At 69.4% G+C, this 21,664-nt stretch carries 20 protein-coding genes; 6 read left to right on the plus strand and 14 right to left on the minus strand.

Features of this window, described 5'->3' with window-relative positions; genetic code table 11:
* Positions 1-52: 52 nt before the first annotated feature.
* The 5 genes from malQ to F6B42_RS01750 form a co-directional block, all read right to left on the minus strand.
* On the minus strand, positions 53-2,284 hold the full coding sequence (malQ, locus tag F6B42_RS01730; protein WP_150417871.1) for a 4-alpha-glucanotransferase: 2,232 nt from the start codon (positions 2,282-2,284) through the stop codon (positions 53-55).
* 23 nt (positions 2,285-2,307) lie between these two features.
* Positions 2,308-2,826 carry a putative glycolipid-binding domain-containing protein gene (locus F6B42_RS01735; RefSeq protein WP_150417872.1) on the minus strand — a complete coding sequence of 173 codons (519 nt, stop codon included), beginning with the start codon at positions 2,824-2,826 and terminating at the stop codon, positions 2,308-2,310.
* Positions 2,827-2,902: 76 nt separating this feature from the next.
* Positions 2,903-4,228, minus strand: coding sequence for a GAF domain-containing protein (locus F6B42_RS01740; RefSeq protein WP_150417873.1), 1,326 nt, complete (start codon positions 4,226-4,228; stop codon positions 2,903-2,905).
* Positions 4,229-4,345: 117 nt separating this feature from the next.
* Positions 4,346-5,773 carry a CCA tRNA nucleotidyltransferase gene (locus F6B42_RS01745; protein WP_150417874.1) on the minus strand — a complete coding sequence of 476 codons (1,428 nt, stop codon included), beginning with the start codon at positions 5,771-5,773 and terminating at the stop codon, positions 4,346-4,348.
* Positions 5,774-5,833: 60 nt separating this feature from the next.
* Positions 5,834-7,348 carry a DUF7059 domain-containing protein gene (locus F6B42_RS01750; protein WP_150417875.1) on the minus strand — a complete coding sequence of 505 codons (1,515 nt, stop codon included), beginning with the start codon at positions 7,346-7,348 and terminating at the stop codon, positions 5,834-5,836.
* Between the two features lie 107 nt (positions 7,349-7,455).
* On the opposite strand from F6B42_RS01750, the gene F6B42_RS01755 reads away from it, so the two are divergent.
* From F6B42_RS01755 to trxA, 4 genes are all read left to right on the plus strand, one after another.
* The gene (locus F6B42_RS01755; RefSeq protein WP_150417876.1) at positions 7,456-9,582 is read left to right on the plus strand and encodes a DUF6049 family protein; all 2,127 of its coding nucleotides are present in this window, start codon (positions 7,456-7,458) and stop codon (positions 9,580-9,582) included.
* The gene (gene murJ / locus F6B42_RS01760; RefSeq protein WP_150417877.1) at positions 9,579-11,186 is read left to right on the plus strand and encodes a murein biosynthesis integral membrane protein MurJ; all 1,608 of its coding nucleotides are present in this window, start codon (positions 9,579-9,581) and stop codon (positions 11,184-11,186) included. The genes F6B42_RS01755 and murJ overlap by 4 nt, the downstream gene beginning before the upstream one ends.
* 106 nt (positions 11,187-11,292) lie before the next feature.
* Entirely contained in the window at positions 11,293-12,306 is a 1,014-nt protein-coding gene (gene trxB / locus F6B42_RS01765) for a thioredoxin-disulfide reductase (RefSeq protein WP_223878288.1), read from the plus strand.
* Positions 12,307-12,368: 62 nt separating this feature from the next.
* On the plus strand, positions 12,369-12,692 hold the full coding sequence (gene trxA / locus F6B42_RS01770) for a thioredoxin (RefSeq protein ID WP_150417878.1): 324 nt from the start codon (positions 12,369-12,371) through the stop codon (positions 12,690-12,692).
* A 91-nt stretch (positions 12,693-12,783) separates the two neighbouring features.
* On the opposite strand, the gene F6B42_RS01775 is transcribed toward trxA, so the two are convergent.
* The 9 genes from F6B42_RS01775 to rpmH all read right to left on the minus strand — a co-directional run bounded on the left by F6B42_RS01775 (position 12,784) and on the right by rpmH (position 18,365).
* On the minus strand, positions 12,784-13,122 hold the full coding sequence (locus tag F6B42_RS01775; protein ID WP_396652434.1) for a tryptophan synthase subunit alpha: 339 nt from the start codon (positions 13,120-13,122) through the stop codon (positions 12,784-12,786).
* A gap of 52 nt (positions 13,123-13,174) precedes the next feature.
* The gene (locus F6B42_RS01780) at positions 13,175-14,149 is read right to left on the minus strand and encodes a ParB/RepB/Spo0J family partition protein (protein WP_150417880.1); all 975 of its coding nucleotides are present in this window, start codon (positions 14,147-14,149) and stop codon (positions 13,175-13,177) included.
* Positions 14,149-15,084, minus strand: a complete 936-nt coding sequence (locus F6B42_RS01785) for a ParA family protein (RefSeq protein WP_317983588.1) — start codon at positions 15,082-15,084, stop codon at positions 14,149-14,151. Before F6B42_RS01785 ends, F6B42_RS01780 begins: the two co-directional genes overlap by 1 nt.
* A 155-nt stretch (positions 15,085-15,239) precedes the next feature.
* Positions 15,240-15,881 carry a 16S rRNA (guanine(527)-N(7))-methyltransferase RsmG gene (gene rsmG, locus F6B42_RS01790; protein WP_150418624.1) on the minus strand — a complete coding sequence of 214 codons (642 nt, stop codon included), beginning with the start codon at positions 15,879-15,881 and terminating at the stop codon, positions 15,240-15,242.
* Positions 15,874-16,380: a Jag family protein gene (locus F6B42_RS01795; RefSeq protein WP_150417882.1), complete on the minus strand. Its 507-nt coding sequence runs from the start codon at positions 16,378-16,380 to the stop codon at positions 15,874-15,876. Before F6B42_RS01795 ends, rsmG begins: the two co-directional genes overlap by 8 nt.
* A 34-nt stretch (positions 16,381-16,414) precedes the next feature.
* Positions 16,415-17,518 carry a membrane protein insertase YidC gene (gene yidC, locus F6B42_RS01800; RefSeq protein WP_150418625.1) on the minus strand — a complete coding sequence of 368 codons (1,104 nt, stop codon included), beginning with the start codon at positions 17,516-17,518 and terminating at the stop codon, positions 16,415-16,417.
* Between the two features lie 6 nt (positions 17,519-17,524).
* Positions 17,525-17,881 carry a membrane protein insertion efficiency factor YidD gene (gene yidD, locus F6B42_RS01805; RefSeq protein ID WP_223878289.1) on the minus strand — a complete coding sequence of 119 codons (357 nt, stop codon included), beginning with the start codon at positions 17,879-17,881 and terminating at the stop codon, positions 17,525-17,527.
* Positions 17,878-18,216: a ribonuclease P protein component gene (rnpA, locus tag F6B42_RS01810; RefSeq protein WP_150417883.1), complete on the minus strand. Its 339-nt coding sequence runs from the start codon at positions 18,214-18,216 to the stop codon at positions 17,878-17,880. The genes yidD and rnpA overlap by 4 nt, the downstream gene beginning before the upstream one ends.
* 11 nt (positions 18,217-18,227) lie before the next feature.
* A complete protein-coding gene (gene rpmH / locus F6B42_RS01815; RefSeq protein WP_064002918.1) occupies positions 18,228-18,365 on the minus strand; it encodes a 50S ribosomal protein L34 in 138 nt (45 codons plus the stop codon).
* Between the two features lie 311 nt (positions 18,366-18,676).
* On the opposite strand from rpmH, the gene dnaA reads away from it, so the two are divergent.
* Positions 18,677-20,086 (plus strand): chromosomal replication initiator protein DnaA, encoded by a 1,410-nt coding sequence (gene dnaA, locus F6B42_RS01820; RefSeq protein WP_150417884.1) that lies wholly within the window; start codon positions 18,677-18,679, stop codon positions 20,084-20,086.
* Positions 20,087-20,518: 432 nt separating this feature from the next.
* Positions 20,519-21,661: a DNA polymerase III subunit beta gene (gene dnaN, locus F6B42_RS01825; protein WP_150417885.1), complete on the plus strand. Its 1,143-nt coding sequence runs from the start codon at positions 20,519-20,521 to the stop codon at positions 21,659-21,661.
* The last annotated feature ends 3 nt before the right edge of the window (positions 21,662-21,664 follow it).

The following is a 21,664-nucleotide window of genomic DNA, read 5'->3' on the forward strand; positions in this document are numbered from 1 at the left end:
CGTCTCCTCTCGACCGACGGCACGACCGTAGGCGCGGGAGGGCGGATAGCGCCTACCGGGTTGACATCGGCGGGTCCGCCTGCGATGACGACGGAAGGTCGAGCTGCGTCGGAGAGCCGCCCGAGGCCATCGCTCGACGGACGGACTCGACCAGAACGGCGAAACGCGGCAGGTCGGCGAGATCGTCGAGCAGGACGACCTCGCCGTCGGGGCCCGCGAGCGGGATCTGCCAGTTGGGGTACTCGGTGTCGGTGCCCGGCTGGTTCTGCACCCGGCGCTCCCCGACCGCGTCCACGAGCGACACCCCGACGAGCTGCGAGGGAGCCGCCGCGAGGAAGACGTGCAGCGCCTCGATGACCTCGGTCTCGGAAGGATCGTCGCCCAGGAGCCCGCGCGAGCGGAGCGCCGCCAGCATCCCGTCGCGCTCCGCCTCGAAGTCGGCCCACTCGTCCTTCTCGGGTCGGGTGAGCAGGTCGAGTCGCGCACGCAGCGCGACGTGTTCGCCCGCGAGGTAGCCGGCCGTCGGCGGCAGGTCGTGCGTGTTCACCGTTGCGAGGACGGCCCGCCGATAGCGCTCGGGCGGGAGCGGTCCCCCGTCGTCGTCGCTCTCGAACCACAGCACCGATGTGCCGAGGACCCCGCGATCGGCGAGGTAGTCGCGCACCCACGGCTCGACGAGCCCGAGGTCTTCGCCGATCACGACCGCATCTGCCCGGAGGGCCTCGAGTGCGAGGACGCCGATCATCGCCTCGTGGTCGTACCGCACGTACGTCCCCGCTCCGGGTCCGAGACCGTCCGGGATCCACCAGAGCCGGAAGAACCCGAGGATGTGGTCGATGCGCAGCGCGCCGGCGTGGCGGAGGAGCGCTCGGATCATGTCGCGCAGCGGCGTGTACGCGTTCTCGGCGAGTGCTCGCGGCAGCCACGGCGGCTGGTTCCACGTCTGGCCCTGCTGGTTGTACATGTCGGGCGGCGCGCCGACCGTGATCCCCGGCGCGTACATGTCGTGAAGCGACCACGCGTCCGACCCGTGACGGTGCACACCGACGGCGAGATCGTGCATGATCCCGATGGACATCCCGGCGGCCTCGGCCGAGCTCGCCGCCTCCGCGAGCTGCTCGTCGACGATCCACTGCAGCCAGACGTGGAAGGCGACGCGGTCGTGCAGCCGCGTCCGCAGCTCGTTCACGCGAGGGTCGTCGATGCGGATGCCGTCCGGAAGCCGCCGGCCGGTCTCGACCTCGTACTCGCGCACGGCGCACCACAGCGCGAAGTCCTGCAGCGCAGCGCCCTCGCGTCGCGCGAACTCGTCGAGACGCGCCTGACGGGCGGCACCCCGCGGCACGGCGAACACGCGTTCGAGCACCGATCGCTTGGCCTCCCAGACAGCGTCGCGGTCGAGGCGGGAGGCATCGTGGTCGCCCGCAGCGAGGGGACGACGCGCATCCACCGCGGCGGCGGCGTCGGGCTCGGAGAGATATGCCCATTCGGGAATCCGCTCCGGCCGGATGTAGAGCGGCGCGAGGAATCGCCGTGACGACGGCAGGTACGGAGACGGCTCGATCGGAGTCGTCACCTCGGCGGCGTGCACCGGATTGATCAGGAGGTAGTCGGCCCCCGCTGCACCGGAGACCGCCGCGAGGTCGGCGAGGTCGGCGAAGTCGCCGAGCCCCCAGGAGCGCTCGGACCGAACCGAGTACAGCTGCGCCATGAGCCCCCACGCCCGGCCGCCGGATCGCCCCGACGGCTCGGGCAGGCGGTCCGGGGTCACCACGAGCGCACCCTCGCCCTCCGACGGCCCGGTGGGGCCGGTCTGCCGAGCCCGCAGCACGTGCCACCCGAGGGGCATGTCGTCGGGCACCGGCACCGCCACCCGCCAGCGCGTCACGCCGTCGACGGTGCGGGCCACGGGCTGCTGCACGGGGATGTCGAGCGCTCGCGTCGATCCATCCTCGAGCACCGCCGTCACCGTCACATCGTGCCCGTCGGCGACGTGGAGATGGATCGTGCCGGACCCCGAGCGGACGACGGCGGATGCCGGCACCAGCCGCCGCCAGGGAGCGACCTCGGTCTCGCTGAGCGCGGCCGCGGCCTCGACGTCGTCAGCGGCCGGGACTCCCATCGCCGTCAGCACCGAGCGGAGCGTGCTCGCAGGAACGTGCACCTGCTCGCCGAAGAACGACCAGTATTCGGTCGCGACGCCGTGCGCCTGGGCGAGGGTGCGCAGGAGATCGGACGGGCGCGGATCGGACGCGGCCGGGTCGGTCGAAGCTGGGTCGGCCATGGGGCGGGCTCCTCTCGGGGCGGTCATGATCCGGTGACGCGTTCGAACAGCCCCGGATAGCTGAGCACGAACCCCTCGTCGTCGACACGGATGGTCCGCCGGAAGTCGCTGTCGAGGGACTCGAAGCAGTAGGCGGCGGGTCCGACACGGGTGTACCGCTGACGCCCGACGACGACGGTCAGATCGGGGACCGCGACCCACGCCGTCTCGATCTCCGCCGCGCCGCCGATCCGCAGCCCGAGGCGCCTGATCGGCAACGCGTTCGTGAGCGGGGTGGCCGTGATGTCGACGTCGACCGCGGCGTCGAGGTCGGGCCGCCGCTCGCCGTCGACGCTCCAGCCGTCGTCGGTGCGCTCGAGCCGGAGCTCGCGGCCGCCGCATTCGAGCGTGACTCCGCTCGTCCGTCCGTCGGCATCGACGCTCAGCGCGTAGCGGCACGCGGAGTCGCCGCCCTCGATCTGCGCGACCGCGCGGATGCCGGTCTCGGAATACTCGATGGTGGCCCGTTCCACGCCGGCGGATTCGAGCCCGGTCCAGGTCATTCGAATCGTGCCGATCACGCGTCCCACCTCTCGCCGACACCGCCATCCTGCCAGCAGGGCGACGCGGGGAGAACGCTCATCCGCGGGGGTTGCCGAGGCTGTTCAGGCGTGCGACGATGCCGGGCCGCTTCGGCGACCGAGCCGGCAGGAGTCGTAGGCACAGACGCAGGGCGTCCTCGTCGTCGCGGCCATCTGCCGTGTCGAGGTACGCGAGCATCACGTCGAGGGAGGCTTCGGCCAGCAGCGCCTCGCGGAGCGTCTCGCGGACGCGGGTGCGCAGCTCGTCGACGCCGGGCGCATCCGATCGAGGCAGGACGGGACCGGCGTAGGCGGTGAGCGCGACGCGATGCGCGCCGCGACCGAGGAGCGACACGACGTTCTGGGCGTCGGTCTCGAGATCGATGGGCAGCCGATAGGGCCGGGAGAGCGGAACGAGCTGGGGCGCCGCTCGTTCCAGCACCCGGCGCAGGCGCACCATCTCGGGTCGCAGGCTGTCGACGGCGGGCGCACCGTAGACCAGTTCGGCGAGCTGTTCGGCCGAGACCCCCTCCCGGTTCGCACCGAGCATGAGGAGGATCTCGGTGTGCCGGGCGCTGAGCTCGGTCGTGCGGGTCACGCCCGCTGCGGCGACATCGAGTAGCGCACGATCGCGGCCGAGCACCCGCAGGGTCGCGGCCGGCTGCGCGGTGACGCCGGGACGGTGCCGGGCGCCGGGGGTGCTGCGACGGGGCGTCGTCCTCTCGCGCAGCCGAGCGACGAGAAGCTGCGACTCGATCGCGCGGGCCGCCGCATCGACGAGCAGCCGCGCCTGCGGGGTGGCCGCCGCATCCCGGCCGGTGACGTCGATCACCCCGAGCAGGCCTCGTGTCTCGGGGTCGTGCACCGGTGCCGCCGTGCACGACCACGGCTGCACGAGGCGGTTGAAGTGCTCCGCGCCGCGGATCTGCACGGATCGATCGAGCTGGAGGGCGGTCCCCGGTGCCGACGTGCCGACGGCGCCTTCTGACCAGTCGGCTCCCGCCACGAATCCCACGTCACCGGTGAGGGTGCGCACCCCGGTGTCGCCCTCGACCCACAGGAGCCTGCCCGCGGCATCCCCGACGGCCACGACGACCCCGGAATCGGCGTCGGGCAGGAGGAGTGTCCGCACCATGTCCATGACACCGGCGAGCGGATGGGCCTCGCGGTAGGCGCGGAGGGCGTCGTCGTCGAGGTCGAGCGGCGGCAGCGTCTCGGCGCCGACGAGGTTCGCCATCGAACGGCGCCACGAGTCGCGGACGAGCCCGCGGATGTCGGCGAGTCGACGATCGCTGCCGGCGAGGAGGTCGTCGTGGGCGCGCTCGATCATCAGGCGGGACGACTCGGGAGCGGTGTCCCACGCGGTCGACCACGACGATGTCACAGCACTCCGATCGACGGTGAGGAGCGACCCCAGGATAGGCCGCGTCGCCCGCGAACGGTAGGTGGTCCGTCGAACGCGCGCGTCAGCGCTGCCGCTGCCGCGGCCGCTGCAGACGAGTCAGCCGCGCGCGGCCCACCAGGCGCGCAGCCGCTCCTCGGCTGCGTCCGGGCCGATCACGCCTTCGTCGAGACGGATGTCCATGAGAAATCGGTACGCCTCGCCGACCTCGCGCCCGGGAGCGATGCCGAGGATCTGCTGGATCCGGTTGCCGTCGAGCTCGGGACGCAGGGAGTTGAGCTCTTCTTCCGCGGCGAGCACGTCGATCCGGCGCTCGATGTCGTCGTAAGCCGTCCGCAAGCGCGACGCCTTGCGCTTGTTGCGCGTCGTCACGTCGGCGCGGGTGAGGATGTGCAGGCGCTCGAGCTCGCCGCCCGCGTCCCGGACGTAGCGTCGGACGGCCGAGTCCGTCCACGCGCCCTCGGAGTAGCCGAAGAAGCGAAGGTGCAACTCGACGAGTCGGGTCGTCGAGGCGATCGTGTCGGAGTCGAAGCGCAGCGCCTGCAGCCGTTTGCGGGCGAGCCGCGCGCCCGTGATGTCATGGTGGTGGAAGCTCACGCCGCCCCCGGGCTCGAGCTTGCGGGTGGCGGGCTTGCCGATGTCGTGCAGGAGCGCGGCGAGCCGGAGGACCACATCGGGCGGTGAGCCGGGGTGACGCTCCCGCTCGAGATCGATCGCCTGACGCAGCACCGTGAGCGAGTGCTCGTAGACGTCCTTGTGGTGGTGGTGCTCGTCGATCTCGAGGCGCAGCGCCGGCACCTCGGGGATGACGAGTTGCATGAGCCCCGCGTCGACGAGCAGGCGGATGCCGTCGTCCGGCGCATCGGTGCGCAGGAGCTTCACGAGCTCGCCCTGGATGCGCTCGGGGCTCACGATCGAGAGGGTGCCGGCGAGCTCGCTCATCGCCGCCCGGGTGTCATCGGTCACCGAGAACCCGAGCTGCGACGCGAAACGGGCGGCGCGCAGCATCCGGAGCGGGTCGTCGCCGAAGCTCACGGCGGGATCGCCGGGAGTGCGCAGCGAGCGCGCGACGAGGTCCTCGACGCCTCCCGCGGGATCGACGAGCGTGGGGCCGGGAACGCGCAGAGCCATCGCGTTGACGGTGAAGTCGCGCCGCGCGAGATCCTGCTCGAGCGTGTCGCCGAACTCCACGGTCGGCTTGCGGGTGACCCCGTCGTAGCTGTCGGCGCGATAGGTCGTGATCTCCACCGATTCGCCGCGCACCTTCGCGCCGATCGTGCCGAAGGCGCGGCCGATGTCCCACGTGGCGGTCGCGAGCGGCTCGACGATGCGCAGGATGTCGTCGGGTCGGGCGTTCGAGGTGAAATCGAGATCGTTCGTGGGACGTCCGAGGAGCGCATCGCGCACCGGACCGCCGACGATCGCGAGCTCGTATCCCGCCGCCGCGAACGCGTCGGCGAGCGCGGAGACGACCGGGGATGCCGCCAGGGCGCCCAGGCGCGCGACACCCTCGGCCATGTTCAGCATGGGATCGAGCCTACCCGCCGCGCCCGGCTGGCCCCGGCTGGTGCGTCGGCCGGCCCGTGGTCAGCCGACGAGCTGCAGGAACCCGGTGAAGAGCAGCTCGCGCACGCGGGGGAGCAGATCGGCGCGGAGCGCCGCCGCATCCGCCTCGAGCAGGTCGGCGATCGCCGCCACCAGCACGCCGACGGGCAGATCGCCGTCGCACGCGCCGACGAGCGCCGCGAGCGCCGGATCCACGTCGAGGATGCGGCCGAAGCCGCCGCCCTGCCGCAGCTCGATGACCTGGGGTGCCTCGACGCCGGGCAGGTGGTGGCGCGCCTCGGTCACGTCCGCGGCGACGCGGAGGATCGCGGCATCCAGCTCGTCGTCGGTCATGGACGAGAGCACCGTCGAGGTCGCGAGCGCCGTGTCGATGTGCGGGCCGAGGGCTCCGGCGATCGCGCCGCCGACGCGTTCGTACCGTGCGAGGGTCGGCTCGTCGGCGCGGCGCAGCACCAGGTAGCCGAAGCCGACTGCCGTCACTCCCCGTTCGGCGAAGTCGTCCAGCCACGCCTGGACGAGCGGAGCGTATGCGGGCGATCCCGGCGCGGTCCCGCCGTCGCGCACCCAGAGCTCGGCATACGCGAGCGGGTCGAGCTGCTCGCGCTCGATGATCCACGCGTCCAGAGGTACGGGCGACTCTGCCACCCAGGTGCGGACGCGGTCGAGACCGTCTTCGTCGGCGCGGTACTCCCAGTTGCCCAGCAGCTGTGCGACCCCGCCCGGCGCGAGCACGGCGCCGACGCCGCGGACGAACGAGGCGACGAGGTCGTCGCCGGCCATGCCGCCGTCGCGGTACTCGTACGCCGGAACGCCGTCGACACGCGGTGTGATGACGAAGGGCGGGTTCGAGACCACGCGGTCGAACTCCTCACCGGCGACGGGCTCGAACAGGCTGCCGCCACGGGTCTCGATGCCGGTGACGCCGTTCAGACGCGCGTTGAGGCGCGTGAAGGCGAGGGCTCGCTCCGAGATGTCGGTGGCGACCACCGTGTCGGCCGTGCGCCGGGCCCGGAGCGCCTGGATGCCGCATCCGGTTCCCACATCGAGCACGCGTTCCGTCCGCGAGGTGAGCTGCAGCCCGGCGAGGGTGAGCGATGCGCCGCCGACGCCGAGCACGTGCCCGGTCGGCAGCGGGCCGCCGACGGCTGCCTCGTCGAGGTCGCTCGCTACCCACCAGTGGCCCTCGCCCGCGGCGTCGCTCACGTCCTGCGGGCGGACGAGCGCATCGGGCACGACGAGGCCACCGTCGACGTGAGCGAGGTCCAGCTGGACGAGGCCCTCCGCCCGCACCGTCGGCAGGGCCGCATCCACGGCCGCGATGGACGCCGGGACGCCCAGGAACAGCAGTCCGGTCACGACCGCGAGGGGGTCGTCGCGACCGTCGAGCACACGCCGTGCCGGACCGGTGAGTCCGTGTCCGACCGCCCTGTCGACCATCGGGCCCCACAGTTCGCGGACCGCGTCGGCGCGGTAGCCCGCCGCCGCCAGATCGGTCGCGAGGGCGTCGCAGTGTGCGGGATGGGGATGCGCGTTCACCCGACCATTCAACCGCGTCGACGGCTCGCCTCGGATGACGCACAGCGAGCCCGCTCTAGACTCGGTGCGACCGTGCGGCCAGGCATCGCACCGCGTCGACTCTCGCCATGACCGATACTCCCGCCGCTTCCGGCCGCTCCCGCGCACGCGAGCTCGCGCGTCCCTTCGCACGCGCCCGCCGCGGCAGCGCGGCGCGGAGCGGGCGCGCCGCGATCACCGGCCTCCTGGTCACCGGTCTCCTGATCGTCGGCGGCGGGATGCTCGGATCGCCCCCCGCCGTCGCAGCCGCACCGACACCCACCCCATCGCCGACCCCGAGCGGAACGGTCGTCCTGAGCGCGTCGCCGACCGGCACCGGTCTGGTCGCCCTCGGCGCCGAGCCGGCGTTCTCGGTGCGGGTCCGGAACGACACCGCCCGCGAGGTCCCGGCCGGCGCCACCGTCGTCTCCCTCTCGCGCACGCCGCTCGCCTCCGACGCCGAGGTCGCCGGCTGGCTCAGCCCCGACAGCGGCGTCGACCCGGCCGAGGGACGCGCGTTCGACGAGGTCGCGCGTGCGGATACGGACGATCTCGGCGCCGGCGACGAACGCACCACCGGCATCGGTGTCACCGCCGAGAGCCTCGGCGACCTTCCTCCCGGTGTCTATCCGATCCTCGTCTCCGGCGCGGGCGAGGTCGCGCGCACCGTGCTCACCGTCGCCCGGCCCGACGCCGCGCCGCGGACCGTCGGCATCGTCGTGCCGGTGACCGCGCCGGCCCGCGAGACGGGACTGCTGACGAGCGCGGAGCTCGGCGAGCTGACCGCGCCCGACGGCGAGCTGACCGAGATCCTCGGGGCGGTCACCGGGACGCCCGCGATCCTCGCCGTCGACCCCGCCGTCACCGCGGCCATCCGCGTGCTCGGGTCGTCCGCGCCCGAGAGCGCGCGCGACTGGCTCGACTCCCTCATGGGCCTGCCGAACGAGCGATTCGCGCTGCAGTTCGGCGACGCCGACCTCGCCGTGCAGATCCACGCGGGCCTGCCCGGTCCCCTCCAGCCGACGACACTCTCCCCGTACGCCGATCCGGCCGACTTCCGCGTGAGCGGCTCGAGCGCCGCACCGACGGTGCCCGAGACCGGCGCCCTGCTGTCGGTCGGCGGCATCGAGACGACGGCATCCGACGTCTTCTGGCCCGCCACCGGCACTGCCGGCGGCGACGTCGTCGCGGCGATCGACGCGCAGGCCGGACCGGATGCGGCGGCGCTCAGTCTCGTGCCCGGTTCGACGACGCCGGGCGCCGCGGCCGCCGTCCGCGCCGTCGCGGGCTCGGCGGACCTCCTCGTGTACGACGACACGGTCTCACGCGAGCTGACCGCCGCTGCCGCTCAGACGGACGCGACGGAGCGGTCAGCGCGACTGGCGGCGGCCACGGCGCTCACGTCCCTGCGCGGCGATGCGCCGCTCCTCGCGGCGATCGACCGGCCCGCCGCCGTCGATCAGGCCTCGCTCCGAGCCGCCATCACGACGGTGACGTCGACCCCCGCGGCGGTGCCGGCCTCACTGACCGAGCTGCGGTCCGCCGCACCGGTGCCGGTCGAGGTCGCCGCCGTCGCCGCCGCCGAGGACCGTGTCTCCGCGCTCACCGGGTTCCTCGACCGTGAGGCCGACCTCGCGAGATTCGCCACCGCCCTCGTCGAACCCGATCAGCTGACCGCCCGCGAGCGCACGTCGATCCTCCAGGTGATGGGCAACGGCTGGTTCTCGGACCTCGAGGCGTGGCGCGTGGCGGCATCCGATCACGACGCCGCGACGACGACGACGCTCGGCTCGATCGGCATCGCGAACCCGGGCACCATCAACTTCCTGGCCACCAGTGCGCCCATCTCGGTCACCGTTCGCAACGACCTGCCCTGGCCCGTCTCGGTCGTGCTCCTGGCGGAGACCGACGATCCGCGCCTCATCGTCCAGCGGAGCACGACGGTCGAAGCCGGCGCTCAGCAGAACACGCGCGTCGACGTGCCCGTCGAGGCGCGCGTCGGCAGCGGCGAGACGGATCTTCAGCTCCGGCTGCTCAGTGCGGCGATGGTGCCGATCGGGTCGACCGAGCTCATCAGCCTGACCGTGCGGGCCGAATGGGAATCGGTGGGCATCACGGCCGTCGTCGTCATCGTCGTCGTGCTGCTCGCGGGCGGGATCGTCCGCACCATCATCAAGGTCAGGCGTCGCCGGGCCACGCCGAAGGAGAGCGTGTGAGCGGTATCGGCCGAGCCGGAGCGACCGTCGCGGCCGGCACCCTCGTCTCGCGCATCACCGGCCTCGTCCGCAACGTCGTGCTCGCCGCGGCACTGCCGGTCATCGCGTCCAACGCGACCGGCGGCGCCGCGGACGCCTTCGCGATCGCGAATCAGCTGCCGAACAACATCTACGCGATCATCTCGTCGGGTCTGCTCGCGGGCGTCATCGTGCCGCAGATCATCCAGGCCGCGAAGCACCGCGACGGCGGCAGCGCCTTCGTGTCGAAGCTGCTGACGCTCGGTCTGACCGCCCTGTTCGCGGCGACCGTCATCGCCGTCGTCGCAGCGCCCCTGCTCGTCTTCGCCTTCGGTTCCCGCCTCGGCCCGGAGGCATCGGCTCTGACGCTCGCCTTCGCCTACTGGTGCCTGCCGCAGCTGCTGTTCTACGGCATGTACGCCCTCCTGGGCGAGATTCTCAACGCGCGCGGGGTGTTCGGCCCATTCGCCTGGTCGCCGATCGTCAACAACGTCGTCTCGATCATCGGCTTCCTCGCGTTCATCTGGCTCTTCGGCGTCCAAGAGGGCGTCGTCGGCTGGACACCGACGATGGTCGCGGTCATCGCCGGGACGGCGACGCTGGGCATCATCGCCCAAGCCGCCGTTCTCCTGTTCTTCTGGCGACGCGCCGGTCTGCACGTCCGGCCGGACTTCGCCTGGCGCGGGATCGGCCTCCGTCACATCGGACGCCTCGCCGGGTGGACCTTCCTGATGGTCGTGGCCGGTCAGCTCGCCGGCCTCGTGCAGACGACGCTCGTGAGCGCGGCGTCGAGCTCGGGCGCGTCGGTCGCGGCGATGCAGTACGCGTGGCTCGTCTTCATGCTGCCGTTCTCCGTGATCGTGCTCTCCATCGGCACGCCCTACTTCACGCGCCTGAGCGAGCACGTCGCGCAGAATCGCCCGGACGCTCTCCGCGCGGACCTCGATTCGGCGACGCGTACGATCGGGATCTTCATGGTCGGCGCTCTCGCCGCCGTGATCGCGGCGATCCTTCCCATATCCCGGGTGTTCACCACCGGTCCCGAGACGGCGGTCTCGTTCGCCTGGGTCCTCGCGGCATACCTGGTGGCGCTGCTTCCGCTGTCGTTCCAGTTCGTGCTGCAGCGGACCTTCTACGCTCACCAGGACACCCGCACACCCTTCGTCTTCACGCTCGTGCAGGCGATCCTCGTCGCGGCGACAGCGCTCACCGCATACCTGACGCTCCCCGTCGAGCAGCTCGCCGTGGGCATCGCACTCGGTCAGTCCCTGGCCAACATCGTGCAGCTCGTCCTCGCCGTCGCCCTGCTGCGGCGGAAGATCGGCGTGCTCGGGCTCGGGGGCGCCGTCCGAGCCGTCGCGCGGTTCGTCATCGCGGGCGTGCCGGCCGCCGCCGCGGGATGGGGAGTCATCGTCGCCTTCGGCGGCCCGACCGGATGGCCCCTCCAGTCACGGGAGGCCGCTCTTCTCGGCGGCGCGATCGTCGGCGTCACCGCGCTCGGCGTCTACGTGTGCATCCTTGCCATCCTGCGCGCCCCCGAGCTCGCCGTGGCCGGACGGGCCCTCCGGAGATTCCGCCGACGCTGACAGCCCTCCCCTGCCACCCCAGTCGGGAATGCCCCGCGGCTACCATGGGTTTGACGTGTCGGGGCATCCGCGACGCGGATTCACCACCCCAGAAAGGGATGTCCACGTGCGACAGGTCATCATCATCGGTTCCGGCCCGGCGGGCTACACCGCCGCGATCTACGCGGCCCGGGCGAACCTGGAGCCGCTGCTCGTCGCCAGCTCGGTCGAAGCGGGCGGCGAGCTCATGAACACCACCGAGGTCGAGAACTTCCCCGGCTTCCCCGAGGGCGTCATGGGGCCCGACCTCATGACGAAGATGCAGGAGCAGGCCGAGAAGTTCGGCACGACGGTCCTCTACGACGACGTCGTCGAGCTCGACATCGACGGGCCGATCAAGAAGGTGACGCTCGGAAGCGGCGCCACGCACGAGGCTGAGAGCCTCGTCTTCGCCACGGGCTCGGCCCCGCGCAAGATCGGCATCGAGGGCGAATCCCGCCTCTCCGGCCGGGGCGTGTCGTACTGCGCCACCTGCGACGGCTTCTTCTTCCGCGAGCGCGTCATCGCGGTGGTCGGCGGCGGCGATTCCGCCATGGAGGAGGCGACCTTCCTGACGAAGTTCGCGTCGAAGGTCTACGTCATCCACCGCCGCGACGAGCTGCGCGCGTCGAAGATCATGCAGGACCGCGCGATCAAGAACGACAAGATCGAGTTCGTCTGGAACAGCGAAGTGGCCGACATCCTCGGCGACGAGGCCGTCACGGGCGTCGTGCTCCGCGACACGGTCGACGGGTCGACCCGCGAGCTCCCGCTCGACGGCATCTTCGTCGCGATCGGATACGACCCGCGTACGCACCTGGTCCACGGGTCGCTCGATCTCACCGAGCACGGCACCGTCTGGGTCGATGGCCGCTCCTCGCGCACGTCGGTGCCCGGCGTCTTCGCTGCGGGCGACGTCATCGACCCCACGTACCGTCAAGCTGTGACGGCCGCCGGCAGCGGCACCGTCGCCGCACTCGACGTCGAGCACTATCTCGCGGCTCTCGGTGAGGCCTCGGAGCCGGCGCCCGACGCGTCGCCGCTCCACGGTCGCCCCGACGAGGGCCTCGAATCCCTCGTCGCCGAGACTGAGAACGTCTGACCGGAACAATTCCCCCGCCGCCGTCGTTGACGTAGGCGACACTCTTTCTAAGGAGATCGAACATGACCGCCAAGGCAACGACCGAGAGCACCTGGCAGCAGGACGTCCTCGACGCCGACGGGCCCGTCCTCGTCGACTTCTGGGCCGCATGGTGCGGTCCGTGCCGCATGGTCGGACCCATCCTCGATGAGATCGCTACCGAGCACCCCGAGAAGATCACGGTCCTGAAGCTCAACGTCGACGAGAACCCCAATCTCGCGATGCAGTACCAGATCACCTCCATCCCGGCGATGAAGGTCTTCAACAAGGGCGAGGTCGAGAAGACGATCATCGGCGCCAAGCCCAAGTTCGCCCTCGAGCAGGATCTCGCCACCTACATCGGCTGAACCCGCCCCCGGTTCTCGAGCCCGGTCGGACACCAGTCCGGCCGGGCTCTTCCGTTCGCCCGAGACGTGCGATGCGCCGCGGGCATGCGCGTCAGGAAGCGTCGGCTCGGGTGCCGAGATCCCACCGCCGGTGAGGTTCGCTGCCGAGAAGACGCCAGACCGCCCGCGCCAGCGGCGGATGGTCGAACGCGATCTGGCGGAGGACGCGATCGTTGCGCGCGATGCTGGGGCGACCTCCGCCGTAGGCGGCGATGTTCTCGGCACGCAGGGTCAGCACGACGAGCTCATCGACCGTGGGGAGCTCCTCCATGAACTCCCACGGGTCCTCGCCTCGCCGCAGCCGCTCCTCGATGAGAACCGAGAGCTCGTCGGATGCCTCGGCACGCAGCAGTTCGAGGCTCGCTCGGGGCGGCGTTCGATCGGGACTCACCACTCAAGGGTACGCGTCCGGGCGGACATCACGGGTTCCGTCCGCAGGGGGATCAGCGCGACCCGTACTCCGGCTCATCCAGCTCCTCGAGGATCCGATTGAGATCCTGAATCGTTGCGAAATCGATCACGACCTGGCCTTTTCTGACTCCGAGCGAGATCCGCACCTTCGTGTCGAGACGGTCTCCGAGGCGCTCGGCGACATCGTCGAGGTGCGCTCGCACTCCCCCGGCCTTCGGAGCCGAACGCCGCGTTCCGGCCGCTTCGATCGTCTTCGCAGCCGCCTCGGCAGCCCTCACCGACAGGTCTTCATTGATGATCTTGTCGGCGAGCCGCTGCATCCCGTCGTCTTCGCCCACAGCGAGGATCGCACGCGCGTGACCGGCGCTCAGGACTCCGGCCGCGACACGCTGCTGGACGGGCACCGGCAGGCGGAGCAGCCGGATGGTGTTGCTGATCTGCGGACGCGATCGCCCGATGCGCGTGGCGAGCTCTTCCTGAGTGATTCCGAAATCCTCGAGGAGCTGCTGGTAGGCCGACGCCTCTTCGAGCGGATTGAGCTGCGAACGATGGAGGTTCTCGAGGAGCGCGTCGCGCAGCAGATTCTCGTCAGCGGTGTCGCGAACGATGACCGGGATGGTCGCGAGGCCGGCCTCGCGCGCCGCGCGCGTCCGCCGTTCGCCCATGATGAGCTCGTACTTGCCGTCTTCGTTCGTGCGGACGACGACGGGCTGGAGGACACCGAACTCTCGAACGCTATGGACCAGCTCGGCGAGGTCGTCCGCGTCGAAGTTCGTGCGCGGCTGGCGAGGATTCGGAACGATCTCGTTCGGGTCCACCTGGATGAGTGTGGTTCCCGGAACGGCGACGAGCTCGGGCTCATCGGACGCCACCGCCTGCGCGGAGGTCTGCTCGGGAGCGACGACAGGCGCGCCGGGGAAGAACACGTCGACGGGACGGCTTTCGTTCGGCTCCGATGTCGGGATGAGCGCGCCGATGCCTCGGCCGAGTCCGGTTCGCTTGGCCATCAGGCGTCTCCTTCTTCATGGCGTTCCGTCGCCGATCCTTCAGCGCGTCGAGCGATCTCCACAGCAGCCTCGCGATACGCGACCGCTCCGGCCGATTGACCATCGTAGGCGATCACCGTCTGCCCAAAGCTCGGTGCCTCCGACACGCGCACCGAGCGCGGAATGACCGTTCCGAGGACCTCGTTCGGAAAGTGCTGCCGCACCTCGTCGGCGACTTGTTGCGCGAGACGGGTTCGCCCGTCGTACATCGTGAGGAGGATCGTCGAGAGTCGGAGTGTCGAGTTCAGGTGCTTCTGAATCATCGACACGTTGCCGAGCAGCTGGCTCAGGCCCTCCAGCGCGTAGTACTCGCACTGGATCGGGATGAGCAGTTCGTGCGCAGCCGTGAAGGCGTTGATCGTCAGCAACCCGAGGGAGGGCGGGCAGTCGATGATGACGAAATCGACCTGTGCGTCTGCGGTCGCGAGGTACTGCTCGAGCGCCGAGCGCAGTCGATGCTCGCGTGCGACCTGCGACACGAGTTCGATCTCGGCCCCCGCGAGGTGGATCGTGCTGGGCGCGCACAGCAGATTCGGCGATTCCGGACTCGTCTGAACGACATCCGCCAAGGGCTCCTGGTCGATGAGAACGTCGTAGACGCTGGGGACATCCGCGTTGTGGGGGACACCGAGCGCTGTCGACGCATTCCCCTGCGGGTCGAGGTCGATGACGAGAACGCGAGCTCCGAGCGACGCGAGTGCTGCGGCGAGGTTGACGGCTGTGGTCGTCTTCCCGACACCGCCCTTCTGGTTCGAGACGGTGATCACGCGGGTTTCGCCGGTGAAGTCGATCGAGAGGTTCTGCAGCGCGCGCCGGCGGGCGCTGAGATCGGCCAGCTCACGCGCGAGCGGAGACTCGAACGATAGAGAACTGCCGGGGGATTCGGGGGGTGTCACCACATCAGCTCCTCGGGGTCTTCTCAACTCTAGAGATCAAGCGGATCGATGTTTCACGTGAAACGCAGACCTGTGCGGCGGATGTTTCACGTGAAACAGACGCCGTCATCGGCGCCAGACGAATCTGTCAGCAGAGATGTGTTTCACGTGAAACATCATCGGACAGTAGCGCGCAGGATGCGTGTCGGCTCTGGCAGCAGCGAGTCGCCGACAGTTTCGACGCGCACATGAGACAGCCGGAAACGACGGATCTGCTTCTCAGCAGCATCGATCTCAGACGCAGCGTTGGCGCCTTTGAGCAGGATGAGTTCGCCGCCGTCCCGGACGAGCGGTGCTGTGATCGGGATGAGCGTGCGCAGCGCACTGACAGCCCGGGCGGTCACCGCGTCGAGTGACGGACCGCGATTCCACTCTTCGGCCCGGGTCCGGAGTACCTCGACGTTGTCGAGCTCGAGATCCGCCGCCTGCTCCGTGAGCCACGCAACACGGCGCTCCATCGTCTCGATCAGCACCCATTCCACGTCGGGCCGTGCGATCGCGAGAACGAGCCCCGGGAGGCCGGCGCCGGATCCGACGTCGCCTACCCGACCGGAGAACAGCGGCGCCACGGCGGCGCAGTTGATGATGTGGCGACTCCAGAGACGCGGCAGTTCGAGGGGGCCGATCAGCCCGCGTTCCTCGCCGTGCGCCGCGAGAGACGCGGCGAACCGTCGCGCGAGGGGGAGACGTTCGCCGAAGAAGTGCGCCGCGACATCCGGCTCGACCTCGACGGATGTTTCACGTGAAACATCAGCCATGGCGGATGACCGTGTGACGGTCGGCACCCTCTCCATACGACTCGGAGATCACACCGCGCTCGGCAGCGATGTCGTGCACGAGCTTGCGCTCATAACTGGACATCGCGGGGAGCGAAGCCTGCGAAGCCCCGTCGGACAGACGCTCCACCGCGCGGTCGACGAGTCGCTCGAGCTCCTGCCGGCGCGTATCGCGCGACCCCCCGATGTCGAGGATCAGGCGCGAAAAGCGTCCCGTCTTGGTCTGCACCGCGATGCGCGTCAGCTCCTGGACGGCCTGAACGACATCCGGGTTCGAGAGCGGACGCAGCGACGCCGCGTCGTCGGCCTCGACCGACACATACGCACGTCCCGCGCGGACGTCGAGAGTGAGATCGCCGTCGATGTCGGCGATGTCGAGCAGTCCCTCGAGGTAGTCGGCGGCGATATCCCCCTCCTGCTCGAGCTCCTCGATGGTCGGGTCGATGCGCTCGTCGGCGGCGGCGTCGATGTGGTTGCTCATGGGATCCTCGCGAGAAAAGTCGAGAGCCGGACGGTCAGGAGTTGGTGGACCCGGTGGAGCCGCCGCGCTGCGCATCCTTCTTCGCGCGCTGCTTGCCCTTGGGCTGCTGTCGCTTGGGCTGCGCGGCCCGTGCTCGTTCGGCCTCTTCGAGCAGGCGCTGCTGCTCGGCCTCGTACTTCTCCATCGAGATGACACGACCCTTGGCATCGAGCGCCTTGCCCTTGCGCGCCAGACGCTCCTCACGAGCCTTCGCGGCTTCGGACCCCGGGGTCGGCAGGTTGCGGATCACGATGAACTGCTGCGCCATCGTCCAGATGTTGGACGTGAACCAGTACATGACGACGCCGAGCGGGAAGAACACACCCGAGAAGATGAACGCCAGCGGCAGGACGTAGAGCATGATCTTCTGCATCTGGTACGCCTGGCCGGTCTTGGCCTCGGGGGACAGGTTCTTCGAGATGATCTGCAGCTGCGTGATGAACTGCGACGCGATCATCAGCACGACGAGGATGACGAGGATGACGACGGTCAACGTCTCGCCCTGGCCGATCGCGTCGATCATGTTGGTGTGCAGCGGCGCCTCGTCGAACAGCTGCGCGTCGTAGAACTGCTTCGTCAACTCGGTGTTCAGCAGGCCGACGCCGCCGACGCCCCACTCGGCGTGCTTCTTCACATCGCTCAAGGTGTAGAACATGCCGAGCAGGATGGGCATCTGCACGAGAAGCGGCAGGCAACTCGATACCGGCGTCGTCCCGTGCTTCTTGTACAGGGCCATGGTCTCGCGACTCATGGCCTCGCGCGACAGCTGATCGCGCTTGCCCCGGTACTTCTCCTGGATCTTGCGCATCTCCGGCGCGAGCTCCATCATCTTCCGCTGGCTCTTGATCTGGCGCACGAAGAGCGGGATCAGGGCCGAGCGCACGACGATGACGAGACCGATGATCGACAGCACCCACGTCGCACCGGCGGCAGCCGGCATCCCGATCGCGGTGAAGATCGAGTGCCAGAAGACCAGGATCGCCTCGACCAGCCACTTGAAGGGCCACATGATCGTGCTGAAGAAGTCGGCACCACCGGGCGGCGGTGTCGTGGGCGTCGGAACGGCCGGAGTCGGCGTGGCGGCGAGGAAGAGATCCAGCACGGATCAGTCCTTTCTCATCGGCACGACGAAACCGTGCCTGGTCAGCTTGTGGCGAAAATGGCGCGAGGAGGGGACGTCGTCGACGCCGCCCGCAGCCCAGGGATGGCACCGAGCGAGTCGCGCGGCGGTCCGGGCGGTTCCAGCGATCAGACCGTGCTGCTGCACGGCGCCGACGGCGTACGCGGAGCAGCTCGGGTAGTACTTGCACACGTCCCCGTACAGGGGCGAGATCACCGACCGGTAGACATGAAGCACCGAAATCCCCAGGTTACGGGGCAGAAGCGGCACTGATCGGACGAGTGCGTGCGCGTGCATCCGGCCATCGCCCGTCGATGCCGCCGGCAGCGTGGTCCAGCTCATCGCGTGGCTCGCCGTCGCAGACACCTGGTCACCTCGTCCCGAAGACTCGAGAAATCGGATGCGGCAGCCGCCGGCAGCGCGCGGATGACGACCTCGACGCCCTCGGGCATCTCCGCCATCGCCTCCGCGCAGACGGCCTTCAGCCGTCTGCGCACGGTGTTGCGCACGACGGCTGATCCGACCTGCTTGCTGACGATGAAACCGAACCGAGGCGGACGATCCGAGCCGCTCGAAACCACATAGGTCACGGTGTGCGCTCCGGCACACCGTGCACCTCCGCGGACGACGGCCTTGTACTCCGCCCCGCGCGTGATCCGATTCCCGCGCGCCAGCACTGAGAGCTGCGTCAGGCAGAGAGCTCGGTGCGGCCCTTGGAGCGGCGCGCCGACAGGATGGCGCGGCCGGCACGGGTGCGCATGCGGGCGCGGAAGCCGTGCTTCTTGGCGCGGCGGCGGTTGTTGGGCTGGAACGTACGCTTGCTCATGAGGATCACTCCGGATCGGGGGTCGCCCGAACGCTTGAGACCGGGGACACGGGTTACAGGACTGCCCGTACGGGCATAAGTCAACCGACTAAGGGTACGTCGCACCGCCCGGTAACTCAAACCGAGGACCGGCGAACGGGCAATTATCCACCGCCGTCCACAGGCGCTGGCGGCGACACGCGGGCCGGATCTACAGTGGATTTTGCGCTGTCGGTGCCACCTGACTAGCGTGTCACGGTCAGTTATCCACAGTTATCCCCAGAAATCGGGCTCGCTGTGTGGAGAAGTATCGATCACTCGCGGGGGAACCTTTGGCTCAGCACGATCTCCCGGACGTCCCGGTCTGGTCCGCCGTCCTCGATCTGCTGGCCGACGACGAGCGCGTCACCCCGCAGATGCAGGGCTTCCTCTCCCTCGCCGTCGCTCAGGGCGTCATGAGCGGGACGCTGTACCTGGACGTCCCGAACGACCTGACGGCCGCGCAGCTCAACAAGCGTCTGCGCGCACCGATCATGGAGGCGCTCGCCCACGTCCACGTCGAGCCGGCTGCCTCGAGCTATCGCGTCGTCGTGAATCCGGAGCTCGCCGACACCCATCTGACCGCTCCGATCCCGGTGCAGTCGGCCTCCGCGCCCGCTCCGCTGCGCCCCGCCGGCGAGGAGTACGTCGAGACGCCGGTCTCGGCATCCCGACACGACACCCGGCTGAACCCGAAGTACACGTTCGACAACTTCGTCATCGGACAGTCGAACCGATTCGCCCACGCGGCCGCCGTCGCCGTCGCCGAAGCACCCGCGAAGGCGTACAACCCGCTGTTCATCTACGGCGACTCGGGTCTCGGCAAGACGCACCTGTTGCACGCCATCGGCGACTACGCGCTCAACCTGTACACCGGCGTCCGCGTGAGATACGTCTCCAGCGAAGAGTTCACCAACGACTTCATCAACTCGATCGCCAACAACCGTGGCTCGGCCTTCCAGGCTCGCTACCGCGAGGTCGACATCCTGCTGATCGACGACATCCAGTTCCTGCAGGGTCGGGCTGAGACGCAGGAGGCGTTCTTCCACACGTTCAACACCCTGCACGACCACGACAAGCAGGTCGTGATCACGAGCGACCTGCCGCCGCGTCACCTCACGGGGTTCGAGGACCGCATGCGCAGCCGCTTCGAGTGGGGTCTGATCACCGACGTGCAGGCGCCCGACCTCGAGACCCGTATCGCGATCCTCCGCAAGAAAGCGCAGTCCGAGCGGCTGCTCGTCCCCGACGAGGTGCTGGAGTACATCGCGACGAAGGTGTCGTCGAACATCCGCGAACTCGAAGGCGCGCTCATCCGGGTCTCCGCGTTCTCGAGCCTCAACCGATCGACGCTCGACATCTCGCTCGCGCAGACGGTCCTCCGCGACATCGTGGATCAGGATGACGCCAACGTCATCTCCCCGACCGACATCATCACCGCGACCGCGCAGTACTTCCGCCTGTCGGTCGACGACCTCTACGGTTCGAGCCGCTCGCAGGCTGTCGCCACCGCACGACAGATCGCCATGTACCTCTGCCGTGAGCGCACGAGCCTGTCGCTGCCCAAGATCGGACAGCTCTTCGGCAACCGCGACCACACCACGGTCATGTACGCGTACAAGAAGATCAGCGAGCTCATGAAGGAGCGGCGCTCGATCTACAACCAGGTCTCCGAGATCACGTCCCAGCTCGGGCGACGCTGACGACCGCGTCGCACAACGGCGCGACACGCCCGCCAGCGTTCGGTTTGACAGTGGCCGGGCCGACGCCCCATCATGCAGTTCTTCACAGTGTGGAAAAGCTGTGGATAACTTTCCGAACCCGCCGAAAAGATGTGAGCGAATTCCCTTCGTCCTGTGGACGGCGCTCCGCACGGCCCCCTCGTCCGAACTCTTCCCGTCGACGGTCATCCGCAGCCGGTTCACAAGTTACAAACGTGTGGTTCCCTACTCCCGCCCGCGATCGCGTCGGTTGTCCACAGTTTCCACAGCGGAGATGAAGAAGACGAGAAATAGAGAGAAGAAATGGGATTCGATCACCTCGACCGGCGGCCGGCCCGACCTCGACGTGCATCCGGACACGAACGACAGGGGCACTAGCATGGGAGAGCTTTCAACCTCGACAAGGGAGCGCCAGTGAAGTTCCAGGTCAATCGCGACGTCTTCAGCGAGGCCGTGTCGTTCGTCGTGAAACTCCTTCCGCAGCGCAACCCGCAGCCGATCCTGGCCGGTGTGCTCATCGAGGCGACGGACTCCGGTCTCTCGCTTTCGGCGTTCGACTACGAAGCCTCGGCCCGCACGACGATCGAAGCCACCATCGACGAGCCGGGCACGATCCTCGTGCACGGACGCCTGCTCTCGGAGATCGCGAGCCGCCTCCCCAACGCGCCGATCGAGATCACCGTCGACGACGACGGAATCCTCCTCACCTGCGGCTCGGCCCGGTTCACGCTCGCGTCGATGCCGGTACAGGAATACCCGGCCATTCCCGAGGTCTCGGGCGATCACTCCGGGGTCGTTCCCGCCGAGGATTTCGCGACCGCCATCGCGCAGGTCGCCTTCGCTGCATCCCGCGACGACGTGACGCCGGTGCTCACCGGCGTGCAGCTCGAGGTCACCGGGACGCAGCTGAGCCTCGTGGCCACCGACCGATACCGTGTCGCGCTCCGCGACATCCCGTTCGACAGCGGCGTCGCCGCCGACGAGAGCAGCACGACGGCGCTCGTGCCGGCGCGCACGCTCACCGAGGTCGGCAAGACGTTCGGACACTCGGGAGACATCACCGTCTCGTTCTCCGGCTCGGGCGACCGCGAGATCATCGCCTTCACCGCCGGCAACAAGACGGTCACCTCGTTGCTGATCAAGGGGAACTTCCCGCCGGTGCGCCGCCTCTTCCCCGAGCAGACCGACCATCACGCCGTCGTCAACACCGGCGAGCTCATCGAAGCCGTCCGCCGCGTCGCGCTCGTGCTCGACCGCTCCGCGCCGCTGCGCTTCACGTTCGGGCAGGACGGCGTGTCGATGGATGCGTCCGGCACCGAGCAGGCGCGCGCCACCGAGTCCGTCGACGCGACGCTCACGGGCGACGAGGTGACCATCGGTCTGAACCCGCAGTACCTCCTCGAGTCGCTCGGCGCGGTCAAGAGCGAGTTCACGCGGGTCACGTTCACCTCGAGCGACAACGCGAACAAGCTGAGCCCCATCCTCATCACCCCGCAGACCTCGGGTGGCGTGGAGAGCTTCAAGTACCTGCTCCAGCCCAACCTCCTCCTCCGCTGACCC

It is taken from the genome of Microbacterium radiodurans, from assembly GCF_008710705.1.
Classification (GTDB): domain Bacteria; phylum Actinomycetota; class Actinomycetes; order Actinomycetales; family Microbacteriaceae; genus Microbacterium; species Microbacterium radiodurans.